Genomic DNA, 21,278 nt, shown 5'->3' with positions numbered 1-21,278 from the left:
TACGTAGCGCTACTACGTGGATAGAGCTCTAAGAGGGCTACTTGAAACGATTTAGCCCCGCACGTTAGCATCGCGGCAACGCAATAGCTAGCTTTACTACATCCATTCGCGAAGCGACCGCGATGTTGCGTGAAGCGACTGACGGAGACGGGAAGCGCCCATGACGCCCTCCGCGCAGGATGGACCGCGACCGGCCGGAACGCGTCGGCTGACGATCAACTCGGTCATCCGCAAGTACCAGATCGAGGCCACCCGGGACCGGTGGCTGTGGGAGGACGAGACCGAACTGCACTCGGCGGACCTGGTGCTCGCCCTGTCGGAACAGGTTCGCGCCGCCCTCCCCGGCGCCCGCGTCACCTGGGGCTTCTCCTGGTGCGCCCTGACCGAGGAATCCCCCAGGTACGCCGCGATCCGCCGCACGGTCGCCGAGTTGTGCGCCGCGTACGGCGACGAGGTGACCTTCGTGCCCGGCGGCTACTTCGCCAACCGCTACGCCGGCCGCGAGCAGGTGGCCGCGGACATCGCCGACGCCCTCGGCCTGCTCGGCGAGCACTTCGATCGCCCGGTGCGCTCGCTGCTCGCCGGCTTCCTCTCCGCCGCCAACATCGAGCGGGCCGGCGCGCTCGGCCTGCGCACCGTCCAGGGCCACGCCTGGAGCCAGTACAGCGTGGACATGCAGGACTGCGACGGCTCGATCTCCTACCCCTACTACCCCTCGCGCCGGCACTTCCTGGCCCCCGGCCGCGGCGCGGACCGGCTGGACGTCGTCAACCTCGACGGCTGGACCGTGGACCTCCTCGCCGCCCGCCACGTGCCCGGCCGCCCCGGCGCGCCCGGCGCGGCCGGCGGCGAGGGGGCCGTCTCCTCCCGCATGGGCACCGGCCCCATCGAGACCCTGCACCGGATGCCCCTGGACCTGGCCCTGCGCGCGCTGCGGGCCACCAGCGCGGCGCACCTCGGCGAGCGCAACGTGGCGCGCAACGGGCTGGGCTGGCTGACCACCAACTACGAGATCGCGGAGGTCGCCCGCGGGCTGGCCGTCGACCCCGGCGTGCTGCGCGCGTTCGGCTCCTGGCTGCGCTGGCTCGGCGAGACCTGGCCCGACCTCGGCTGCCCCACCATGGCGGAGTTCGGCGAGGAGCACCGCGCCCGCCACCAGGACAACGAGGGGCTGCGCTACCTGTTGCAGCAGGAGGGCAGCGGCATCGGCGCCTCCGCCGCGGGGGAGCGGGTCACCTGGTTCATGACCGGCGGCTACCGGCTCGGCGTCGCCGACACCGTGCGGCCCGGCTCCGCGCGGGCCGCACGGCGGGCGGCGGCCGGGCCCGTGGTCTTCGACCACACCGGCTACCGGCTCCCGCCCGCCGAGCCGCAGGGCCTGGACGAACGCAACTGGAGCCTGCTCGGCGAACTCAACCAGAAGCGCACCCGCCCGCAGGACACCCCGGTGCCGCTCGGGCCCTTCCTCGACGCCAGGCCCGCCCTCGCCGGGGACCTGACCACCCGCTACGCGGACAGCCCCGAACTGGCCGAACTGCTGAAGGCGGCCCGCGCATGACCCTCGCCCTGGCCGGCCTGCGGGTCGAGCACCGCACCACCCCGCTCGGCGTCGACGTACGCCCCCGCTTCTCCTGGGAGTTGCGCGCCACCGCCCGCGGCTGCGCCCAGCGCGCGTACCGCCTGGTGCTGCGCACCGCGCAGGGCGCGCCCGTGTGGGACACCGGCGAGGTCGCCGACGGCCGCTCCGCCGAGATCGAGTACGCCGGGCCGCCGCTCGCCTCGCTCACCCGCTACCGCTGGCACGTCGAGGTGCTCACCACCCACGGCAGGGCCGAGCCCGCCTTCTCCTGGTTCGTCACCGGCCTGCTCGACGCGGAGGCGTGGGCGGGCGCGCAGTGGATCGGACGCGCCGAGCGGCGGCCCCCCGCGCCCCTGCTGCGCCACGAGTTCACCCTGGACGAGCGCCCAGGGGAGGCGTATGTGGCGCTGGCCGCCGGCGGCTACGCGGACCTGCGGCTCAACGGCCTGCCGGTGTCGGGCGAGGTCCTGGCGCCCGGCTTCACGGACTACACCCGCCGCGTGCAGTACAGCGTGCACGAGGTCACCGGCCTGCTGCGCCGGGGCCGCAACGCCCTGGCCCTCGAACTGGGCCGCGGCTTCTTCGGGGTCACCGGCGCCAGCACCTGGGACTGGCACACCGCCCCCTGGCACGGCGAGCCGCGCGCCCTGGTGCTGCTGACGGCGCGGCCCGCCGCCCCGGGCGGGGGCGGCGCCACGACGGTGGTCTCCTCAGGCGCCTGGCGCCTCGCCGACGGGCCGACCCGCCACGACGACGTGTACGGGGGCGAGTCCCACGACGCCGGGCACCGCCGCGACGGCCACGCGCTGCCCGGCTACGACGACGCGGGCTGGCGGCCGGCCGACGTGCTGGCCGCGCCCGCCGGCCGCCTGGAGAACCGGCGCCAGGAGCCGGTGCGGGTCACGGAGAGCCTGGAGCCCGACCAGGTCACGGAACCCGCCCCCGGCGTGCGGGTCTTCCGCTTCCCGCGGGTGGTCGCGGGCTGGGTGCGGGTCTCCGCGACCGGCCGGGCCGGCGAGGTGGTCACCCTCAGGTACGGGGAGCGGCTCACCCCGGAGGGAAGGCCCCACTGCGCGGACGAGAAGGGCCACTACGCGGGCCGCTTCCAGACCGACACCTTCACCCTGGCCGGGACGGGCGAGCCGGAGGACTGGGAGCCGCGCTTCAGCTACAAGGGCTTCCAGTACGTGGAGGTCACCGGGCCCGCGGCCGCCACCGTGCGGCCGACCGCCCGCGTCGTGCACACCGACCTGCCGCGCACCGGGGGCTTCGTGGCCTCGGACCCGCGCCTGACCCGGCTGCACGAGATCACCGTGGCCACCGTCCTGAACAACCTGCACCACATCCCGACCGACACCCCCATGTACGAGAAGAACGGCTGGACGGGCGACGGGATGCTCGGCGCCGAGCTCTTCCTCGCGAACTTCGGCCCGGGCATGCACGAGTTCCTCGCCAAGTGGGTGACGGACATCGCCGACACCAGGCGGGAGGGCGGCGCGCCCGAGGTGATCGCCCCGCACGGCGGCTGGCACCTGGACTGGTCGCCCGCCCCGACCTGGCACTCGGCGTACGTGCTGATCCCGTGGTGGCTGTACCGCACCACGGGGGATGTGCGGCAGCTGCGGCGGCACTTCGCGGGCATGGCCGAGTACGTCCGCTTCGAGCTGGCCAGGTCCCCGGGCGGCCTCGCCGACTCCACGCTCGGCGACTGGGTGGCGCCCGAGACCGACCCGGGCGGGGGCAACCCGCCCGAGGACCGCCGCGTCGCCGCCACCGCCTACCTGTACGCGATGCTGCGGACCTGCCGGCTGGCCGCGGGCGTGCTGGGGGAGGCGACGGCCGCCGCGGAGTTCGCCGGGAAGGCGGCGGCGGTCCGGGCGGCGTTCCGGGCCGCGTTCCTCGACCCGGCCACCGGAGCGGTGCGGGGCGCGGGCGAGGCCGGCTTCCGGCAGACGCACCACGTGCTCGCCCTCGCGTTCGGGCTGCTCGACGCGGGGGAGGAGCGGCGGCGCGCGGCGGCGCTGCTCGCCGGGGACGTCCGCGCCCGCGGCGGGCGCCTGAACACCGGGGCGCTCGGCACCAAGTACCTGCTGCCCGTCCTCACCTGCCACGGATACGCGGATCTTGCGCTGAAGGTGGCGACCCAGCCCGAGTTCCCCGGCTGGGGGCGGTGGCTGGCCGAGGGGGCGACGACGCTGTGGGAGCACTGGAGCCCGCGGTCCCGCTCCCGCGGCCACTACTTCCTCGGCACGGTGGACGACTGGCTGTTCCGCCAGGTCGCCGGGCTGTCCGTGGGGGTGCCCGACGCGGACACGCTGCTGGTGCGCCCGGCGCTGACCGCGCTGCTCGGCCACGCCAGGGCCTTCGCGCAGATCCCGCGGGGCCGGGCGGCCGTCGCCTGGCACCGCGAGGCGGGCGGCACCCTCCACCTGGAGGTGACGGTGCCGCCCGGCGCGCGGGCCGAGGTGTGCCTGCCCGGCGCGGACCCGGAGCGGGCCACCGAGTCGGGGCGGCCACTGGCCGAGGCCGAGGCCGTGACCGTGCGGGCGGGCGCGCCCCGGTGGGCCGGGGACGCCGGGGGCGCCGGGGAGGCCGGGGAGGCCGGGGGCGCCGGCGGCCTGTGGGTGACCGTGCCCGGCGGCACGTACGCCTTCGCGGTGCCGGCCGCGCCCGCTCCCGCGCCCGGCCGGCGCCGCGCGCGGGACCGGCCGGGCGGGGCCGCCGGGTGAGGCCCCCGGCCGCGCCCCCGGCCCAAGTCCCCGGCCGGGTCACCAGGTTGTGTAACCGCCGTCCACGAGCACCACGGAGCCCGTCATGTACGAAGCCGCCTCGGAGGCGAGGAAGGCCACGACCGACGCCACCTCCTCCGGCCTGCCCAGCCGGCCGGTGGGGGTGCGCCGGCGCCAGTCGGCCTGCCACTCCTCGGGGACCCCCTCCGCGGTCAGGTCCGTCGCCACGTACCCGGGGGCCACCGCGTTGATCCGGATGCCGGCCGGGGCGAGCTCCACGGCCAGGGAGCGGACCATCAGGTGCACCGCCCCCTTGGAGGCGTTGTACGCCGCCTGGGCCTGCGGGGCGTTGGCGATCTCCCCCGACATCGAGCCGATGGCGACGATCGAGCCGCCCTCGGTCATCCGCCGCGCGGCCTCCCTGGCGCACCAGAAGGAGCCGGCGGCGTTCACCTCGAACACCCGCCGCCACTCCTCGGGCGTGAGGTCGAGGGCCGGGGTGTGCGAGGCGATGCCGGCGGAGGTGACCAGGACGTCGAGCGACCCGCGGCGTTCCACCACCCCGTCGAAGGCGGTGGCGACCGCCTCGGGGTCGCGGACGTCGAGGGATACGTACTCCACGGCGCCCGCGGCCCCGGCGGCGGCCCCGGTGGGGAAGGAAGCGGCGGCGGCCAGGCCCGGCTCGTCGAGCACGTCGGCGAGGACCACCCCGGCGCCCATCTCGTGCAGCGCCCGCGCCGTGGCGAGCCCGATGCCGCGCGCGCCGCCGGTGACCACGGCCACCCGGCCCGACAGCTCAAGACGTTCCCGGTACATCGACCACTCCTTCGTCAGACGGCCGGACGCAGGGACGAACACCGCCGCGAACCCGGCCAGGAAAGGTTGTTTCGCTACACAGTCGCCCCAAGAACCCGCACGATCAAGACGGTTTGCTCAGTTTTTTTGCCCCTTTATCTGGTCAGTTGCCGGATAAGACCCCCGGCTGCCGAGCAGTCGCAGCTAGTTCTGCTACTCACCGCTACTCAACGCTTCTGTATGGAGGAGCCTGTGCCCGCGAGCCCCGCATCCCTTCCCGTCCCCCCGGTGCTGCTCGAAACCCGCCCGGAGGACGGCACCATGCCCGGCGCCGACGCCAGGTACACCAAGACCCTCGGCGACCTGGCCGGGCTCTACCGCGACACCGCCGCCTTCGAGGCCGCCCTCGCCGCCGACTCGGGCGCGCCCGTCTACTGGGTGGAGAGCAGCACCCCGGAGCAGGGCGAGGGCGCGCTCACCGTGGGCCTGAGCGTCATGGAACCCGGCACGATCGGCGAGGAGTTCTACCTCACCCGCGGGCACCTGCACCGCAACGCCGGCCGGGCCGAGGTCTACTACGGCCTCAGCGGCCACGGCGTCATCCTCATGGACTCCCTGCAGGGGGAGTCCCACGCGCTGGAGATCGGCCCGGGACAGGCCGTGCACATCCCCGGCCACTGGGTGCACCGCTCGGTCAACGTCGGCACCACCCGCCTCGCCACCCTCTTCGCCTACGCCGCGGACGCCGGGCAGGACTACGAGCTGATCGCCCGCGCCGGCGGCATGCGGCAGCTCGTGGTCCGCGACGGCGACGGCTGGCGCACCAGGCCCAACCCCGACCACACCGGATACCGCCATGACTGAATCCCCGCGACCCCCCGCCGGGTCTCTCGCCCGGCGCATCGACATCTCCTGCGTGCAGGCGGAGCACGGCCGCCCCGACATCGACCGGCTCGCCGCCGCGGCCCGCGCCCACGGCTTCGTCAGCGCCCACGTGCTGCCCTCCTGGGTCCCGGAGTTGCGCGAGCTGCTGGCCGGCTCCGGCACCCTCGCCGGGGCGCCCGTCGGCTTCCCCTCCGGCGGCGCCACCACCGCGGCCAAGCTCGCCGAGGCGCGCGAACTGCTCGGCCTCGGCGTCGGCGAACTCGACGTCGTCATCGCCATCGGCCGGCTCAAGTCGGGCGAGACCGGCTACGTGCGCCGCGAACTCGACGCCGTCCGGCGGCTCGTGGACGGGGCCGTGCCGCTGCGCGCCATCATCGAGGTGGGCCGCCTCACCGAGGAGGAGATCCGCGCCGCCGCCCACTGCGTCGCCGAGGCGGGCGTCCCCTGGCTGAAAACCGGCACCGGCTGGTCGGGGCGCCCCACCACCCCGGACCACATCCGCCTCATCCGCGCGGAGATCGGCGAGGGAACGCTGCTGAAGGCCGCGGGCGGCATCCGGGACCTGGCGACCATCCGCACCATGGAGGAACTCGGCGTGCGGCGCTTCGGCATGAACCTCACGGCCGCCGTCGCCGCGGTCACCGCGGCCGGGGAGGCGGCGGCGTGACCCTGCCCGTCCTCACCGCGCGGACCCTGGTGCCCGCCGCTGCCCCCACCCTCTACTTCATCGGCGTCAGCACCGGACGCTCCTCCATCCAGCGGGTCTTCCCCCGCTGGGCCGAGCACCTCGGACTCGACGGCGCCAGGCTGCGCGGCATCGACCTGCCGCTGGACGCCACGCGCGAGGAGTACCGGCGCGTCGTGGAGTTCATCGCGGGCGACGAGCTCAGCCTCGGCGCGCTGATCACCACGCACAAGCTGAACCTGTACCGGGCCTGCCAGGACCTGTTCGAGGACATCGACCCGCACGCCCGGCTGATGGCCGAGGCCAGCTGCCTCTCCAAGCCGGAGGGCCGCCTCACCGCCCACGCCAAGGACGCGGTCTCCTCCGGCCTTGCCCTGCGCGCCCTCCTCCCCGAGGGCCACTGGGCGGGCGGCGAGGCCGAGGCGCTGTGCCTGGGCGCCGGGGGCGCCACCGTCGCCATCAGCTGGTACCTCACCCACCCGGACCGGGGGGCCGACCGGCCCCGGCGCCTCACCGTCACCGACCGGTCCGCCGAACGGCTCGCGCACCTGGGCGCGTTGCACGAGCGGACCGGGACCGGCACCGAGCTGCGCCGGGTCCTGGCCGACGGGGCGGAGCGCAACGACGCGGCCCTGGCCGCCCTGCCGCCCGGCTCCCTCGTCGTCAACGCCACCGGGCTGGGCAAGGACGCCCCGGGCTCCCCCCTGACCGCCGCCGCCACCTTCCCCGAGCGCGGACTCGCCTGGGACCTCAACTACCGCGGCGACCTGGTCTTCCTCGATCAGGCCCGCGCCCAGGCCGCTCGCCGCTCGTTGCGTGTCGCCGACGGTTGGGTCTATTTCTTGCACGGCTGGACGCAGGTGATCGCCGAGGTCTTCCGCGTCCATGTCCCGGAGTCCGGACCGCGTTTCGAGGAGCTGTCCGTGCTCGCCGGCCAGGCCACGAATCAGGAGGCGGCGCGATGACCGAGACCGAGAGCACCCCCCGCACCACCGAGACGCTGCTGGAGCGCATCACGCGCGCCATGCCCACCCTGCGCCGCTCCGAGCGCAAGGTCGGCGAGGCCGTGCTGCTCGACCCGGCCCGCGCGATGCAGCTCACCATGGCCGAGTACGCCCAGGTGGCGGGCGTCAGCGAGCCCACCGTGATGCGGTTCTGCTCCTCCGTCGGCTGCCGCAGCTTCCAGGACTTCCGCATCCAGCTGGCCCAGACCGTCGCGCTCGGCCTGCCCGTCACCCACTCGGCGATCGCCGCCGACGACGACAGCGCGGACCTCGCCGGCAAGATCTTCGACCACACCATCACCAGCCTGGACCGCGCCCGCCGCAACCTCGACCCGGAGGCCGTCGAGCGGGCCATCCAGGCCCTGTTCGAGGCCGAGAGCATCCTGTTCGCCGGGCTGGGCGCCAGCGGCATCATCGCCCAGGACGCGCAGCAGAAGTTCCCCCTGTTCGGGGTGCCCTGCGACGCGCCGGCCGACTTCCACCAGCAGTTCATCGCCGCCTCGATGAGCCGCCCGGGCGCGGTCACCTTCGCCGTCTCCAACACCGGGCACACCGCGGAGACCCTCACCGTCGCCCGCGCCGCCCGCAAGAACGGCGCGAAGGTGATCGCCCTCGTCGGCAACGAGGGCCCCCTCTCCGAACTCGCCGACATCACCCTGAAGGCCGTCACCTTCGAGGACACCGACGTCTACACGCCCAGCACCAGCCGCCTCGCCGGCCTGGTCGTCATCGACATCCTCGCCACCGGCGTCGCCCTGCGCCGCAGCTCGGAACACCGCGAGCGGGTGCGCCGGATGAAGAGCCAGCTGGCCGTCATGCGCCACGAGGCCGGCGGCGACATCCGCTCCCCGGGAGGCCAGCCATGACCGGCACCCCCACCGGCACCCCCGCCGGCACGGGCAGAGCCACGGGCACGGGCGCGGCCACCGTGCTGGCGCTCGACCTGGGCACCGGCGGCTGCAAGGCCTCGCTGTGGACCGCCCAGGGCGCCTGCCTGGCCGAGGCCGTCGCCGAGTACCCCACCCACCACCCCGCCGCGGGGCGCAACGAGCAACGCCCCGCGGACTGGTGGCGGGCCGTCGTCACCGCGGCCCGCGAGGTCACCGCCCGCCGCCCCGCGGGGACGGGCGTGGACGGCGTCTCCCTCTCGGGCCACAGCCTCGGCACGCTGCTGCTCGACCGGCACGGCGAGCCCGTGGAGCCGGTCACGCCGATCTGGTCGGACGCCCGCGCCGGGGCCGAGGCCGCCGCGTTCTTCGCCCGCTTCCCGGAACGCGACTGGTACGAGCGCACCGGCAACGGCTTCCCCCCGGCGCTCTACCCGCTGTTCAAGGCCGCCTGGTACCGGGCCCACCGCCCGGAGAGCTGGGCCCGCGCCCGCGTGGTCACCGGCTGCAAGGACTGGATCAACCTCCGCCTCACCGGGGAACTCGCCACCGACCACACCTACGCCTCGGGCAGCGGCGCCTACGACCTGACCGCCCGCGGCTTCGACCCCGAACTCCTGGCCGCGGGCGGGCTCGACCCCGCCCTGCTGCCGCCGCTCCGCGAGGCCACCGACGTCGTCGGCACGCTCACCAGGGAGGCGGCGGACGCGCTCGGCCTGACCGCGGGAACCCCGGTGCTCGCCGGGGCCGTGGACAACGCCTGCATGGCCCTGGGCTCCCGCGGCACCGCCCCGGGCCGGATCTTCGCCGCGCTCGGCTCCTCCAGCTGGATCACCGTCACCACCGCCGCGCCCGTCCTCGACTTCGCCAGCCGCCCCTACGTGTTCGCGCACGCGGTGCCGGGACTGTTCGTCAGCGCCCTGTCCACCTTCTCCTCGGGCAGCAGCATCGAGTGGCTGCGGGACCTGATCGCGCCGGGCATGTCCGTCGGCGCCTTCGTCGACGAGGCCGGCACCGCCCCCGCCCTGGCCCGCGGCGTGCTGATGCTGCCGATGCTCAGCGGCGGCACCCCGCTGGAGGGCGGGCCCGCGGCCCGCGGCGTGCTGTGCGGGCTCGACCTGGCCCACGGCCGCGCCGACGTGGCCCGCGCGGGCCTGGAGGGCGTCGCCTACGCGCTGCGCCGCAGCCTCGACGAGATGCGCCGGCTCACCCCCTGCGAGGAGGAGCTTCTGATCACCGGCGGCGGCAGCCGCCACCCGCTGTGGAACCGGATCTACGCCGACGTCCTCGGCGTTCCCCTGCTCCGCACCGGCGTGGAGCGGCAGGCCGCCGCGCTGGGCACGGCCGCCATCGGCTTCGTCGGCATCGGGGCCTGGCGCGACTTCGCCCCGGCCGACGCGGCGCACGCGGTGACCGGCCGCCACCTGCCCGAGCCCGCCGCCGCGGCGGCCTACGCGACGGGCCGCCGCCGCTTCGAGGCGGCGCTCGCCGCCCACGCCGCCCTGGCCGCGGAGCGGGACTCCGACCCGGGAACCACCGGGCCCTGACCGGCAGCCGCCCGCACGCGCCCGGCGCACCCCGCCGCCCGCACCCCCACACCGGCTCGCGCGCCGCGCGAGCCCGCCCCCGCACGCCCCCGGGGCGCCCGGCGCCCGGCGCGCCCGGGGAACGCCCCCGCACACCAGAACAGGACCGAAGGACATGACAGACCGCGCCCTCGTCGTCATCACCGGGGCCAGCTCGGGCATCGGCGCCGCCGCCGCCCGGGCCTTCTCCGCCGCAGGACACCCGCTGCTCCTGCTGGCCCGCCGCGCGGACCGGCTGGCCGCGCTCGGCCTGCCCCGCGCCAGGACCGCCGCCGTCGACGTCACGGACACGGCGGCCGTCGCGGCCCACCTTGCCGCCGCAGAGGAAGAGTTCGGCCCCACCGACCTGCTGATCAACAACGCCGGGCTGATGTCCCTGGCCCCCGTCGAGGAACTGCCGGCCGCGCACGTGCAGCGGATGTTCGACGTCAACTGCGTCGCCCCGATCCAGCTGGCCCGGCTGGTGCTCCCGGCGATGCGGGCCCGCCGCGGCGGCACCGTGATGAACATCGGCTCCATCGCGGGCGCCACCCTCTACGGCGACCACACCGTCTACTGCGGCACCAAGTTCGCCCTGCACGCGATGACCGAGGGGCTGCGCCGCGAGATGGCGCCCTACGACGTCCGCGTCCTGCTGATCTCCCCCGGCATGGTCGACACCGAACTCCTCGGGAGCACCGGCCCGGGCGCGGTCCTCGACGGCTACCTGGACTACAAGCGGAGCATCGGCGGCGGCCTCGCCCCCGAGGACATCGCCGCCGCCATGCTGCACGCCTACCGGCTGCCCCAGCACCTCAGCCTGCGGCAGGCCGTCCTCGCCCCCACCGCGCAGGACGCCTGAGCATGACCGCCGCCGACCCCACCGCACCCGTCCCGGAAACGCCCAGGGCCGCCCGGGGCCCGCACGCGCCCGACGTTCCCGAAGACCCCCGTGCCCCCGACGTTCCCGAAGGCCCCGACGTTCCCGAACTCCCCGACGTTCCCGAACTCCCCGACGGCCCCGGCGGTTTCGCCGAGGCAGGCCCGGGGCCCCTGGTGCTGGTCACCTCGCGCTCCTTCTCCTCCGGCGCCCTCGACCTGAACCGCCGCCTGCGCGAGGCCGGTTGCCGCGTGGTGCGCGGCGCGCCCTCCCACGACCCGGCCGAACTGGCCGGGCCGCTGCGGGAGGCCGTCGCCTGGATCGCCGGGACGGGACCCGTCACCGCGGCCCACCTCGCCGCGGCCCCGAGGCTGCGGATCGTCGCGCGCTACGGCGTGGGCGTGGACGCCGTGGACCGGGCCGCCGCCGCCCGCCTCGGCATCCTCGTCACGAACACCCCGGGCGCCAACACCCGCGCCGTGGCCGACCACACCCTCGCCCTGCTGCTGGCCGCCGTCCGCGGCGTGGCCCTGGGCAACCGGCGGATCAGGGAGGGGGACTGGCGCCCCTGGCGCTCCCGCGAGCTGGCCGGCGCCACCGTCGGCGTCGTCGGCCTGGGCCGCGTCGGCCGCGAGGTCACCGCCAGGCTGACCGGCTTCGGCTGCCGCGTCCTCGGCCACGACCCGCTGCTCGGCGAGCCCGCCCTGCGCGAACTCGGCGTCACCCCCGTGCCCTTCGCCGAACTGCCCCGCCGCTGCGACATCGTCACCCTGCACGCCCCCGGCGGCCGCACCCTGGTCACGGCCTCCTGGCTGGCCACGGCCGCCTCCCCGCTGATCCTCGTCAACACCGCACGGGGCGACCTGGTGGACGAGGCGGCCCTCGCCGAGGCGCTGCGCGCCGGGCGGCTCGCCGCCTACGCCGCCGACACCCTCCACGCCGAGCACGGCGGCGCGGGCGGGCCGCTGCTCGCCGAGGACCTGCGCGACCGCGTGATCCTCACCCCGCACGTCGCCGCCCAGACCGTGGAGGCCGTGGACCGGATGGGCGCCGCCGCGGTGGACAGCGTGCTGGCCGTCCTCGCCGGACGCACCCCGGCCCACCTCGTCGCGGACCGGCCCGGATGACCGGCCGCGTCCGCACCGTCCTCGGCGACCGGCCCCGCGACCCGTCCGCCGTCTGGGATTACCACGAACACCTCTTCCAGCGCAGCCCGTTGCTGCCGGGCGAGGACCTGGACGACGAGGCGGCGAGCGAGGCGGAGGCCGCGCTGCTCCGCGCCTCGGGCGTCACGGCGATGGTGGACGCCACCCCCGTCGGGCTCGGGCGCCGCCCCGCGGCCCTCGCCCGCATCAGCGCGCGCACCGGCCTCACCGTCGTCGCCACCACGGGGGCCCACCGCCACGCCCACTACGGCGAGGGCCACTGGCTCACCGCCCTGGACGCCGCCGCCCTCGCCGCGAGGTTCACGGCCGAGCTGACCCGCGGACTGCCCGTGCGCGACGCGCCCACCCCGGAACCCCTGGCCCGGACCCCGGGCGGCGAGCCGGTCCTGGCCGGGGTGCTGAAGGCCGGCCTCGGCTACTGGTCGATCGGCCCCTTCGAACGGCGGGTGCTGGAGGCGGTGGGGGAGGCCCACCGCCGCACCGGGGCCGCCGTCATGGTGCACCTGGAACACGGCAGCGCCGCCTTCGAGGTCCTCGCGCTGCTCGCCGGGCACGGCGTGCCCGCCCGGCGCGTCGCCCTGGCCCACGTGGACCGCAACCCCGACCCGGGGCTGCACGCCGAACTCGCCGCCACCGGCGCCTACCTGGGCTACGACGGCCTCGCCCGCCACCGGTCCTGGCCGGATTCCACCGTCCTCGGCTGCCTCCTCGCCGTGGCCGCCGCGGGCCGCGCCGACCGCCTGCTGCTCGGCGGCGACGTCGCGCGCCGCAGCAGGTACACGGCCTACGGCGGCATGCCCGGCCTCGCCTACCTCGGGGAGCGCTTCCTGCCCCGGCTGCGCGCGGCCGGGGGCGAGGACCTGACCCGGGCCGTCACCTCCCGCAACCCGGCCGCCTGGCTGAGTGGGCACCCGCCGCGGGAGCCGGGCGGGGAGGCGGGAGGCTGAGCCGCCGCGCGGCACCGGCCGGCCGCGGGCGGGGCGGGGCCACCCGGGCGGGACGGTGGCCAGGGCCTCGATCCCGGCCCACGCGCCCGCGGGCGGCGCGGCTCGGGCCGCCCGCGGGCGCGTGGGTGCCGGGGGCCGTGCCGTCCGGGCGGTCCCGGGCGGCGCGCCCGCCGCCTCAGCCGGTCACCTCGTCGTGCCCGGGGCCGCCGAGCACGAGGTCGCGGCCGGCATCGCCCGAGAGCATGTCGTCGCCGAAGCCGCCGTAGAGGACGTCGTTGCCGTCGCCGCCGCTGATCTCGTCGTTCCCGGCGCCGCCGTCGGCGACGTCGTTGCCCTCGTTGCCCTCGATCATGTCGTCGCCGCGCCCGCCGCTGAGGATCTCGTCGGCGATGCTGCCCATCAGGTGGTCCATGCCGGCGCCGCCGAACAGGTAGCGGCTGCCCATCAGCATGTCGTCGCCCGCGTCCCCGGTCACCACGCGGGCGGTGTGGGCGTGCAACTCGTCGTCGCCCGCCCCGCCGTGCACCTCGGTGACCCCCGGGTCGTTGGTGAACATGCCGTCGTCGCCGTCGCCGAGCTGGATGCGTATGTCGTCGGGTCTGCTGCTGTCCGTGGGCAGTTCGCACACCACGAAGGTGTCGTCGTTCGGGTCGAGGTAGGTGCAGTGGTCCCCCGGCAGGATCGGCACCTCGTCGTTGAAGCCGATGCGCCGGCCCTCGGTGCCCGGGCCCAGGGAGGTGGCGTAGAGGTCGTTCTCCTGGCCGGCCGCGGCCACGTAGGAGATCGACTGGGTGCGCCAGTTCGCGCCGACGGTGGCGTAGGCCGCGCCGTCCTCGGCGGCGGCGGGGGTGGCGGCCGCCCCGGCGGCGAGCAGGGCCAGGGCCGCCGCGGAGGAAGCGGGGATGAGTCGTGTCCGGTTCATGGGGTGCGTCCTCACCTCACGAGGGGGAGTGGGTGTCGTGTACGGAACAACACGTGGTGCTGTCCACTCTCCTTCCCCACCCGGCCACTTCGCCCACCCGCTTTCCGGCTTTCCCCGCTCCCGCCCCGGCCCCGGGGGCCGCGGGGGTCACGCCAGCCCGGCGCGGGCGGCGGCCAGGGCCGCGTCCGCCGCGCGGTCGGCCGCCCGGAGGTCGAGCGGCTCCCCGGTGTTGAGCAGGGCGTAGTACAGCGGCGCGGAGACGTCGGCGATCACCCTCCTCGGGTCCGTGCCCGCGGGCAGCTCCCCGCGCTCGACGCCGTCGGTGACGCAGCCGGCCCACTCGTCGATGCGGGTGGCGTAGAAGCGGTGCAGGGCCCGGGCCGCCTGCTCGTTGCAGAGGGAGGCGGCGATCAGCGCCTTGAACAGCCGCCCCTGCCGGGGGTCGGTGAGGGTCTTCACGACCAGGCGGGCGTTCTCCCGCAGGTCCCCCGCCACGCTGCCGGTGCGGGCGCGCGGCAGGGACTGCTCGGCCATGTCGTCGAGGAGGTCGGCCACCAGCGCGCCGACGGTCCCCCAGCGGCGGTAGACGGTGGTCTTGCCGACCCCCGCGATGCGGGCGATCTCGGCGAGGTCGAGCGCGTCGAAGCCCCGCTCGGCCAGGACGTCCCCGGCGGCGCGCAGGGCGGCTTCGCGGACCCGGGCCGTGCGCCCGCCGGGGCGGACGGTGCCGGGCTGCGGTGCGGTGGGCATGGCTGACTCCTTCTCGCCCCTGCGCAGAGGCGCTTATCGGGACCGGGGTTCCCTTATGCTCGGTGACGGTGCTACGGTCCTCATCGTAACGGAACTCCAGAACCTTTAATGAGGGATCATGTCCTCGCCGTCCTCGCCATCCTCACCGACCTCACCGTCCACCACCCTCTCCCCGGCCTCCCCGGCCTCCCCCGGGCTCGCCCCCGAGGCCGGCGCGGAACCCGCCCGCCCGGCCGGGCGCCCCGGGCTGATTCTCGCGGTCCTGCTGGTCGCCCAGTTCATGCTGGCGGTCGACTTCTCCCTCCTGAACGTCGCCCTGCCCGAGATCGGCGAGGGCCTCGGCTTCTCCCTGGCGAACCTGCAGTGGATCGCCACCTCCTTCGCCCTGTGCGCGGCCGGCTTCACCCTCTTCCTCGGCCGCATCGGCGACCTCATCGGCCGCAAGCGGATCTTCCTCGGCGGCATCGGCCTGCTGGGCCTGGCCTCCCTCGCCGGGGGACTGGCCCCGAACCCGGAGGTCCTCCTCCTCGCCCGGGTCGCCCAGGGCCTGGCCACCGCCGCCGCCACCCCCGCCGGCCTCGCCCTGCTCACCACCGCCTTCCCCGAGGGCCCGCTGCGCCGGCGGGCGCTCGGCCTCAACGGCGCGCTGATGTCCGCCGGGTTCACCGCGGGCGCCGTGCTCGGCGGCGTCCTCACCGACCTGCTCTCCTGGCGCTGGGCCTTCTTCCTCAACGTCCCCGTCGCCCTGGCCGTCCTCCTCCTCGCCCCCCTCGTGATCAGGGAGTCGCGACCGGCCGCACGCCCGCGTCTCGACCTGCCGGGCTCCCTGACCGTCACCCTCGGCCTCCTCGCCCTCGTCTTCGGCCTGACCCAGGCCGGCGAGCACGGCTGGACGCACCCCCTCGCCCTGGCGGCCCTGCTGGGCGGCGCGGTGCTGCTGGCCGTCTTCCACCGCATCGAACGCGCCGCCGCCCAGCCCCTGGTCCCCGTCCACATCCTGCGGAAACCCACCGTGGCCTGGGGCAACCTGCTCGGCCTGCTCGCCTTCGTGACCGAGACCTCCCTCGTCTACCTGCTGACGCTCTACCTGCAGCGGACCCTCGGCTTCTCCGCGCTGGCCGCCGGGGCCTCCTTCGGCGTCCTGGGCCTCGGCACCGTGGCCGGCGGCACCCTCGCGCCCCGGGTGATCGCCCGCACCTCGACCCTCGGCGCCCTGGCCGGCGGCGGGCTCCTCCAGGCCGTCTTCACCGCGGTCCTGCTCCTGCTGGGCGACACGACCGCCTCGCTGGCCCTGCTGCTGCCCGCCACCTTCCTCGGCGGCCTCGGCAACATGCTGGTCATCGTGGGCTTCATGGTCACCGCCACCGCCGGCCTCCCCGACCACGAACAGGGCCTGGCCACCGGCCTCGCCTCGATGTCCCAGCAGGTCGGCATCACCATGGGCACGCCGATCATGGCCGCGGTCGTCACCGCGGGCTCCGGGGGCGCCGCCTCGGCCGCGGCGGTGCTGCACGGCGTCACCCTGGCCATCGCCGTCAACGCCGCACTCGTCCTGCTCGGCGTCCTGCTCGCCGCCCTCTTCCTCCGCCCCCGCCGCCCCGCCCTCGCCCCCTGAGCGCCGCCCTCCCACGGCCCGCCGCCCGGCCCGCTCAGGCCGTCCCGGCGCCGCGCTCCCCGGCCGCCTCCCGCGCCCGGGGAGCGCGGCCGTTGCGCGCCGCCGGGGGAACGCCCTCCCGGGAAGCCGAGGAGGAAGGGGCCGCAGGGGAAGGGGCCGGAGCGGGAAGGGCATCGGCCGCGTAGGCCGGGCCGGGCTCGGGCGGGACGCCGAGGACGGCCAGGAACGCGGCCGCCGCGGGCGTCGGGCCGGCCTGGCTCCAGATGACGTACTCGACGCGGGCGGGCGCGTCGGTGACCTCGACGGTGACGAGGCCGGCCAGCCGGGGCACGTAGGCCGAGGGCAGCAGGGCGATGCCCAGGCCCTCCCCGACCAGCCGGGCCAGGAAGTCCGCGTTGGTCACCTCGAAGGCGACCTCGCGGCTGAGGCCGGCCGCCGCGAAGGCCCGGTCGGACTGGGCGCGTCCGGCCGTCCTGGCCGGCAGGTCCACGAACACCTCGGAGGCGAGCCTGCGCAGGTCGGCCTCCGGCTCCCCGGCGAGCGGATGGTCCGGCGCGACCACGGCCACGAGCCGGTCCCGGGCGAGGGCGCGGGCGGCGACCCCCGCGGGCCGCGCGTCCAGGGGCAGCCCGAGGAAGGCCACCTCGACGGCGCCCTGCTTGACCTGCTCCACCAGCTCGTCGCTCGCGTCCACCCGCAGGCCGATGCGCACGGACGGGTACCGCTCGCGGAACTCCCGCAGCGCCCGCGGGATGTCCACCGCCGCGACGGAGGGGATCAGGCCCACGGCGAGCCGCCCGCGGACCTCGCCGACGGCGGCGGCGGCCTCGGCGGCGGCGCGTTCCGCGGCCTCCACGCACTGGCGGGCCGCGGGCAGGAACGCGGCCCCGGCCGCCGTCAGCCGCACCCTGCGGCTGGTGCGTTCGAAGAGCCTCGCGCCCAACTCCCTTTCCAGGCGCGCGATCTGATGGCTGAGGGCGGACTGGACGACGAGGCAGCGCCCGGCCGCCCGCGTGAAGCTGCGCGTCTCGGCCACGGCGAGGACGTACCGCATCTGCTGGAGTTCCACCGATCCATCGTGAACCACGATCGATGACGTGACAAACATGTGTTGGACTCATTGATCGCCGCGAGCCGAGACTGCGGGCATGACCAGTCCCGCAGCCGGCACCGGGAGCGGTGCCCCCCGTGGAAATCTCCCCCGCGCCGCCCTGACGGCGTTCACGCCGATGGTGTGGGGCACGACCTATGTCGTCACCACCGAGTTCCTGCCGCCGGGACACCCCCTCTTCGCCGGGCTCCTGCGGGCCCTGCCCGCCGGGCTGATCGCGCTGGCGCTCACCCGCACCCTGCCGCGCGGCGCCTGGTGGGGGAAGGCCGCGGCGCTGGGCGTGCTGAACATCGGCCTGTGCTTCCCCCTGCTGTTCCTCGCCGCCGAGCGGCTGCCCGGCGGGGTGGCCGCGACCCTGGCCGCCGCCCAGCCGCTGATCGTCGCCCTGCTGGCCGTGGCGGTCCTGCACGAACGCCCCTCCGGCTGGCGCCTCGCCTGGGGGCTGGTGGGCGTGCTCGGGGTGGGCCTCGTGGTGATAGGGCCCGAGGCGGCGTTCGACCTGGCCGGGGTCGCGGCGGGGCTCGGCAGCGCCGCCTCCATGGCGCTCGGCGTGACCCTCACCAAGCGCTGGGGGCGTCCTCCCGGGGCGAGCCCCACCGCCTTCGCCGGCTGGCAACTCGGCGCCGGGGGGCTGTTCCTGGTGCCGGTCACCTTCCTCGCCGAGGGGGCGCCGCCCGCCGTCGACCTCGACGCCGTCCTCGGCTACCTCTGGCTCGGCCTGGTCGGCGGCCTGATCGCCTACGTCCTGTGGTTCCGCGGGATCACCACCCTGCCCGTCGCCTCGGTCGCCGTCCTCGTCCTGCTGTCCCCGCTGGTCGCCGCCGTCCTCGGCGCCGTGGTCCTCGGCCAGACCCTCGGCCCGGTCCAGCTCGTGGGCTTCGCCCTCTCGCTCGCCGCCATCGTCGCCGGGCAACTGCCCGCCCCCGCCCGGCGCCGCCGCACGCCCGCCGCCGCCCCGCCGCCCCCCACGCCCCGCCCCGTCCCGCCGGCCGCCGGGCCACGGGCCTGACCCGCCTCCCGGGCCGCCGCCGGCCCGCGCCACAAACCCCAACGGAAGGACCCTCACCGTGCCGAACCGGCAGAAGGAAAAGACCATCCTGGTCACCGGCGCGACCGGCGGCCAGGGCGGCGCCGTCGCCCGCAGCCTGCTGCGCGCGGGCTGGCAGGTGCGCGCCCTGGTCCGCGACCCGGCCGCGCCGCGGGCCAGGGCGCTGGCGGCGCTCGGCGCGCGGCCGGTCGCCGGGGACCTCGACGAGCCGGGGACGCTGCGCGCGGCGGCGCGGGGCGCGTACGGCGTCTTCAGCGTGCAGCCCGCCGACCTGACCGACCCGCGCCCCGAGGCCGAGGTGCGGCGGGGCAGGAACGTCATCGACGCGGCCCGGGCCGTGGGCGCCGCCCACCTGGTGTACGCCTCGGTCGGCGCCGCGGGGCGCGGCTCGGGCGTCGGGCACTTCGAGTCCAAGGCGGAGATCGAGGCGTACCTGGCGGCCGGGGGCCCGCCGGCGACCGTGCTGCGGCCGGTCTTCTTCATGGAGAACTGGCTCTCGCTGCTGCCCGGGCCGGAGAACGGCGCGCGGGTGGCCCGGATCGCGCTGGACGCCGGCACCCCGCTCCAGATGATCGCCCTGGCCGACATCGGCCGGATCGCCGCGGAGGCGTTCGGCAACCCGGGGGAGTTCCTCGGCCGGAGGATCGAGATCGCGGGCGACGAGCTGACCCCACGGCAGATCGCCGCCGCCCTCGGCCGGGCCGACGGCGTGCCGACCCGCTTCGAGCGGCAGCCCGTCGAGGAACTGCGCGCTCACTCAGGGGAGTTGGCGCGGATGTTCGCCTGGCTGAACGAGACCGGGTACCGGGCCGACCTCCCCGCGCTCCGCGCCAGGCACCCGGGGCTGCTGAGCTTCGAGGACTGGCTGCGGGCAAGGCGCCCCCACGGTCCCCACGGCCCGCGGGCCTCTGCGCCCGCTACGGCCGGGCCGGGGACGCCCAGGACCGCGGCCCGGGAACGTCCCGGCCGGTGAGCGCGGACAGCGCGCCGGACAGCGTGCCGGGCTCCGTGGCGGATTCCGTGCCGGGCTCCGCGCCGGGCGGCGTGGCGGATGGTGCGCCCGGCGGCGGTCCGGCCGCCGGGGACAGCGCCGCGGAGAGGGTGGCGACGGCGGGGGCCGGCCCCCCGGCGGCGGCGCCGGGGAGCGTGTCCTGGAGCGCATCGGGGAGGGCGCCGGCCGCGGAGCCGGCGAGCGGGGCGGCGGGCGCGTCGGCACGGGGTACCGAACCCGGCCCCGCGGGGGACGGGTCCCCGGGCAGCGGGGCGGGTGCGGCGGGCGACTCCAGGGCCCCCGCGCGGCCGGCCGGGCCGGGCAGCGGGCCGCCGTCCAGGGGGAGGGAGCCGAGCGGACCGGCCTGGGCCAGGGGCAGCAAGGGGCCTGTCACGCCGGCGAGTTCGCCGGTCAGGGCCGTCACGGCGCAGTCCAGGGCGGGCAGCACGGCGGCCCGCAGCTGCGGGCAGGGCGCCTGGGCGCCCGGCCCCCCGCCGGCGCCGGGACCGGTGCGGGCGGGCCCGCCGCCCGCCTCCCCGGCGGCCGGTTCCGCGGCGGCGCGGCCGGTGGGCCAGGCCGCGGGCCGCTCCGCCCCCGCCGCGGCCGGGGCGGCCCCCGCGGCGGCCTCGTCCCCGGCGGCGTGGGCGACCCCGGGGGCCGCGGGCCCGCCCGCCAGCGCGACGGCCGCGGCCACGGCGAACTTCCCCAGCACGCCGCCCGTTCCGCTCGCCCCCGCCGCCGCCCCCGAGGAGCCGAGCCCGGTGCCCGCGGCCACGTCGAGGGCGGGGGAGCCGCCGGTGGGCAGGGAGGCGGCGAACCAGCCCGCCACCGCCACCGGCAGCACCTCCCGCAGCCGCGCGTTGAGGTCGGCCAGCTCCAGGTAGGCGGAACGGCACCGGGCGCAGGCGTCCAGGTGGCGCCGCAGCCCGCGCGGCATCGAGGGCCTGCGCAGGCCGGCCCCCAGCTTGTTCGCGTAGCGGCGGCAGGACGCGCGCCCGGTCAGCGCGGCGCTCACGTGCGCCTGCAGGTACGCCTGCCGCAGGCCCTCGCGGGCGCGGTGGGCCAGCACGGCCGCGGCGTTGGGCGTCAGCCCCAGCTCGCGCCCCACCCGCTCCGGCGGCTGGCGTTCGACGGCGGTGAGCCACAGGACCTTCCGCCAGCGCGGCGGCAGGCTGCGGTAGGCGGTGGCGAGGATGCCGCGCTCCGCCCGGCGCAGGGCCTGCTCCTCGGCCGAGGGGCCGCCGGCCGCGTTCCCGTCCGCCGGCGCGGCGGCCCCCTCCCCGCCGCCCTCCGCCGCCGGCCAGTCCCCGGCCGAAGACCAGTCCGCGGCCGGCCGGTCCGCCCCGGGCCGTCCCTCCGCCGGCCAGTCCGCGGCCATCCGCCGCACGGTGGCGAGCAGATGCTCCCGGACCCGGGCGACGGTCCCGCCGCCGCGGAGCGCCTGCAAGGTGTGCAGAAACGTCTCCTCGGTCAGGTCCTCGGCCGCGTCCGCGCTCAGCCCGCTGTCCCGCGCCTCCCGCCGCACCGCGCGCGCGTGGCGCCCGTACAGCTCGGCGAAGGCCGCCTCGTCGCCCCTTCCGGCCCGCGCCGCGAGCACGGCGTCCGGGGCCTGCCGCAGCCCGGCCGCCGGCCGGCCGCCGCCCGGCGCCCCGGCGCCGCCTGGGGCGCGTTCGGTGGACATCCCGTCGTCTGCCACGTCTCCCTGCCCTTCTCGCCACG

17 protein-coding genes and 1 pseudogene are annotated in these 21,278 nt (G+C 76.8%); 13 read left to right on the top strand and 5 right to left on the bottom strand.

Features of this window, described 5'->3' with window-relative positions:
• Positions 1 to 160: 160 nt before the first annotated feature.
• Positions 161 to 1,558, top strand: a complete 1,398-nt coding sequence (locus D7294_RS21095) for a DUF3863 domain-containing protein (protein ID WP_120682124.1) — start codon at positions 161 to 163, stop codon at positions 1,556 to 1,558.
• Positions 1,555 to 4,308 (top strand): alpha-L-rhamnosidase, encoded by a 2,754-nt coding sequence (locus tag D7294_RS21090; RefSeq protein WP_120682122.1) that lies wholly within the window; start codon positions 1,555 to 1,557, stop codon positions 4,306 to 4,308. Before D7294_RS21095 ends, D7294_RS21090 begins: the two co-directional genes overlap by 4 nt.
• 39 nt (positions 4,309 to 4,347) lie before the next feature.
• On the opposite strand, the gene D7294_RS21085 is transcribed toward D7294_RS21090, so the two are convergent.
• Positions 4,348 to 5,124, bottom strand: a complete 777-nt coding sequence (locus tag D7294_RS21085) for an SDR family NAD(P)-dependent oxidoreductase (RefSeq protein WP_120682119.1) — start codon at positions 5,122 to 5,124, stop codon at positions 4,348 to 4,350.
• 267 nt (positions 5,125 to 5,391) lie between these two features.
• Here D7294_RS21085 and D7294_RS21080 point away from each other — a divergent pair, with 267 nt between their 5' ends.
• The 8 genes from D7294_RS21080 to D7294_RS21045 all read left to right on the top strand — a co-directional run bounded on the left by D7294_RS21080 (position 5,392) and on the right by D7294_RS21045 (position 13,122).
• Positions 5,392 to 5,967: a glucose-6-phosphate isomerase family protein gene (locus D7294_RS21080; protein ID WP_158674668.1), complete on the top strand. Its 576-nt coding sequence runs from the start codon at positions 5,392 to 5,394 to the stop codon at positions 5,965 to 5,967.
• Positions 5,960 to 6,655, top strand: a complete 696-nt coding sequence (gene deoC, locus D7294_RS21075) for a deoxyribose-phosphate aldolase (protein WP_120682115.1) — start codon at positions 5,960 to 5,962, stop codon at positions 6,653 to 6,655. The genes D7294_RS21080 and deoC overlap by 8 nt, the downstream gene beginning before the upstream one ends.
• On the top strand, positions 6,652 to 7,638 hold the full coding sequence (locus D7294_RS21070; protein ID WP_120682113.1) for a shikimate dehydrogenase family protein: 987 nt from the start codon (positions 6,652 to 6,654) through the stop codon (positions 7,636 to 7,638). The genes deoC and D7294_RS21070 overlap by 4 nt, the downstream gene beginning before the upstream one ends.
• Positions 7,635 to 8,543, top strand: a complete 909-nt coding sequence (locus D7294_RS21065; protein WP_120682111.1) for an SIS domain-containing protein — start codon at positions 7,635 to 7,637, stop codon at positions 8,541 to 8,543. Before D7294_RS21070 ends, D7294_RS21065 begins: the two co-directional genes overlap by 4 nt.
• Entirely contained in the window at positions 8,540 to 10,111 is a 1,572-nt protein-coding gene (locus D7294_RS21060; RefSeq protein WP_120682109.1) for a xylulokinase, read from the top strand. The genes D7294_RS21065 and D7294_RS21060 overlap by 4 nt, the downstream gene beginning before the upstream one ends.
• Before the next feature lie 154 nt (positions 10,112 to 10,265).
• Entirely contained in the window at positions 10,266 to 10,991 is a 726-nt protein-coding gene (locus D7294_RS21055; RefSeq protein WP_120682107.1) for an SDR family oxidoreductase, read from the top strand.
• Between the two features lie 2 nt (positions 10,992 to 10,993).
• The gene (locus tag D7294_RS21050; protein WP_120682105.1) at positions 10,994 to 12,136 is read left to right on the top strand and encodes an NAD(P)-dependent oxidoreductase; all 1,143 of its coding nucleotides are present in this window, start codon (positions 10,994 to 10,996) and stop codon (positions 12,134 to 12,136) included.
• Complete coding sequence (locus tag D7294_RS21045) at positions 12,133 to 13,122, top strand: phosphotriesterase family protein (RefSeq protein ID WP_120682103.1); 990 nt, start codon at positions 12,133 to 12,135, stop codon at positions 13,120 to 13,122. Before D7294_RS21050 ends, D7294_RS21045 begins: the two co-directional genes overlap by 4 nt.
• Positions 13,123 to 13,297: 175 nt before the next feature.
• On the opposite strand, the gene D7294_RS21040 is transcribed toward D7294_RS21045, so the two are convergent.
• Together D7294_RS21040 and D7294_RS21035 are read right to left on the bottom strand one after the other, a co-directional pair.
• A complete protein-coding gene (locus D7294_RS21040) occupies positions 13,298 to 14,044 on the bottom strand; it encodes a calcium-binding protein (RefSeq protein WP_120682101.1) in 747 nt (248 codons plus the stop codon).
• A gap of 147 nt (positions 14,045 to 14,191) precedes the next feature.
• On the bottom strand, positions 14,192 to 14,794 hold the full coding sequence (locus D7294_RS21035) for a TetR/AcrR family transcriptional regulator (RefSeq protein ID WP_120682099.1): 603 nt from the start codon (positions 14,792 to 14,794) through the stop codon (positions 14,192 to 14,194).
• A 118-nt stretch (positions 14,795 to 14,912) separates the two neighbouring features.
• On the opposite strand from D7294_RS21035, the gene D7294_RS21030 reads away from it, so the two are divergent.
• The gene (locus D7294_RS21030) at positions 14,913 to 16,409 is read left to right on the top strand and encodes an MFS transporter (RefSeq protein WP_120682097.1); all 1,497 of its coding nucleotides are present in this window, start codon (positions 14,913 to 14,915) and stop codon (positions 16,407 to 16,409) included.
• A 196-nt stretch (positions 16,410 to 16,605) separates the two neighbouring features.
• Here D7294_RS21030 and D7294_RS21025 read toward each other — a convergent pair.
• Positions 16,606 to 17,517: pseudogene (locus tag D7294_RS21025) on the bottom strand (LysR family transcriptional regulator); the annotation flags it as partial.
• 40 nt (positions 17,518 to 17,557) lie between these two features.
• Between D7294_RS21025 and D7294_RS21020 the strand changes: the two are divergent.
• Both D7294_RS21020 and D7294_RS21015 read left to right on the top strand, forming a co-directional pair.
• A complete protein-coding gene (locus D7294_RS21020) occupies positions 17,558 to 18,529 on the top strand; it encodes an EamA family transporter (RefSeq protein ID WP_174248402.1) in 972 nt (323 codons plus the stop codon).
• Positions 18,530 to 18,587: 58 nt separating this feature from the next.
• Positions 18,588 to 19,541, top strand: coding sequence for an NmrA/HSCARG family protein (locus D7294_RS21015; RefSeq protein ID WP_120682093.1), 954 nt, complete (start codon positions 18,588 to 18,590; stop codon positions 19,539 to 19,541).
• Here the strand turns inward: D7294_RS21015 and D7294_RS21010 are convergent.
• A complete protein-coding gene (locus tag D7294_RS21010; RefSeq protein ID WP_147450882.1) occupies positions 19,486 to 21,255 on the bottom strand; it encodes an RNA polymerase sigma factor in 1,770 nt (589 codons plus the stop codon). The genes D7294_RS21015 and D7294_RS21010 overlap by 56 nt on opposite strands.
• Between the last annotated feature and the right edge of the window lie 23 nt (positions 21,256 to 21,278).

The organism is Streptomyces hoynatensis (assembly GCF_003626535.1).
Taxonomy (GTDB): domain Bacteria; phylum Actinomycetota; class Actinomycetes; order Streptomycetales; family Streptomycetaceae; genus Streptomyces; species Streptomyces hoynatensis.
Note: the sequence above shows the minus strand (reverse complement) of the source record. Positions and strands in the feature narration are given on the sequence as shown.

Coding starts and splice junctions, on each gene's coding strand:
- D7294_RS21045 (WP_120682103.1), top strand. CDS start 12,133: ATGACCGGCCGCGTCCGCACCGTCCTCGGCGACCGGCCCCGCGACCCG.
- D7294_RS21020 (WP_174248402.1), top strand. CDS start 17,558: ATGACCAGTCCCGCAGCCGGCACCGGGAGCGGTGCCCCCCGTGGAAAT.
- D7294_RS21055 (WP_120682107.1), top strand. CDS start 10,266: ATGACAGACCGCGCCCTCGTCGTCATCACCGGGGCCAGCTCGGGCATC.
- D7294_RS21095 (WP_120682124.1), top strand. CDS start 161: ATGACGCCCTCCGCGCAGGATGGACCGCGACCGGCCGGAACGCGTCGG.
- D7294_RS21065 (WP_120682111.1), top strand. CDS start 7,635: ATGACCGAGACCGAGAGCACCCCCCGCACCACCGAGACGCTGCTGGAG.
- D7294_RS21035 (WP_120682099.1), bottom strand. CDS start 14,794: ATGCCCACCGCACCGCAGCCCGGCACCGTCCGCCCCGGCGGGCGCACG.
- D7294_RS21085 (WP_120682119.1), bottom strand. CDS start 5,124: ATGTACCGGGAACGTCTTGAGCTGTCGGGCCGGGTGGCCGTGGTCACC.
- D7294_RS21040 (WP_120682101.1), bottom strand. CDS start 14,044: ATGAACCGGACACGACTCATCCCCGCTTCCTCCGCGGCGGCCCTGGCC.
- D7294_RS21030 (WP_120682097.1), top strand. CDS start 14,913: ATGTCCTCGCCGTCCTCGCCATCCTCACCGACCTCACCGTCCACCACC.
- D7294_RS21050 (WP_120682105.1), top strand. CDS start 10,994: ATGACCGCCGCCGACCCCACCGCACCCGTCCCGGAAACGCCCAGGGCC.
- deoC (WP_120682115.1), top strand. CDS start 5,960: ATGACTGAATCCCCGCGACCCCCCGCCGGGTCTCTCGCCCGGCGCATC.
- D7294_RS21060 (WP_120682109.1), top strand. CDS start 8,540: ATGACCGGCACCCCCACCGGCACCCCCGCCGGCACGGGCAGAGCCACG.
- D7294_RS21090 (WP_120682122.1), top strand. CDS start 1,555: ATGACCCTCGCCCTGGCCGGCCTGCGGGTCGAGCACCGCACCACCCCG.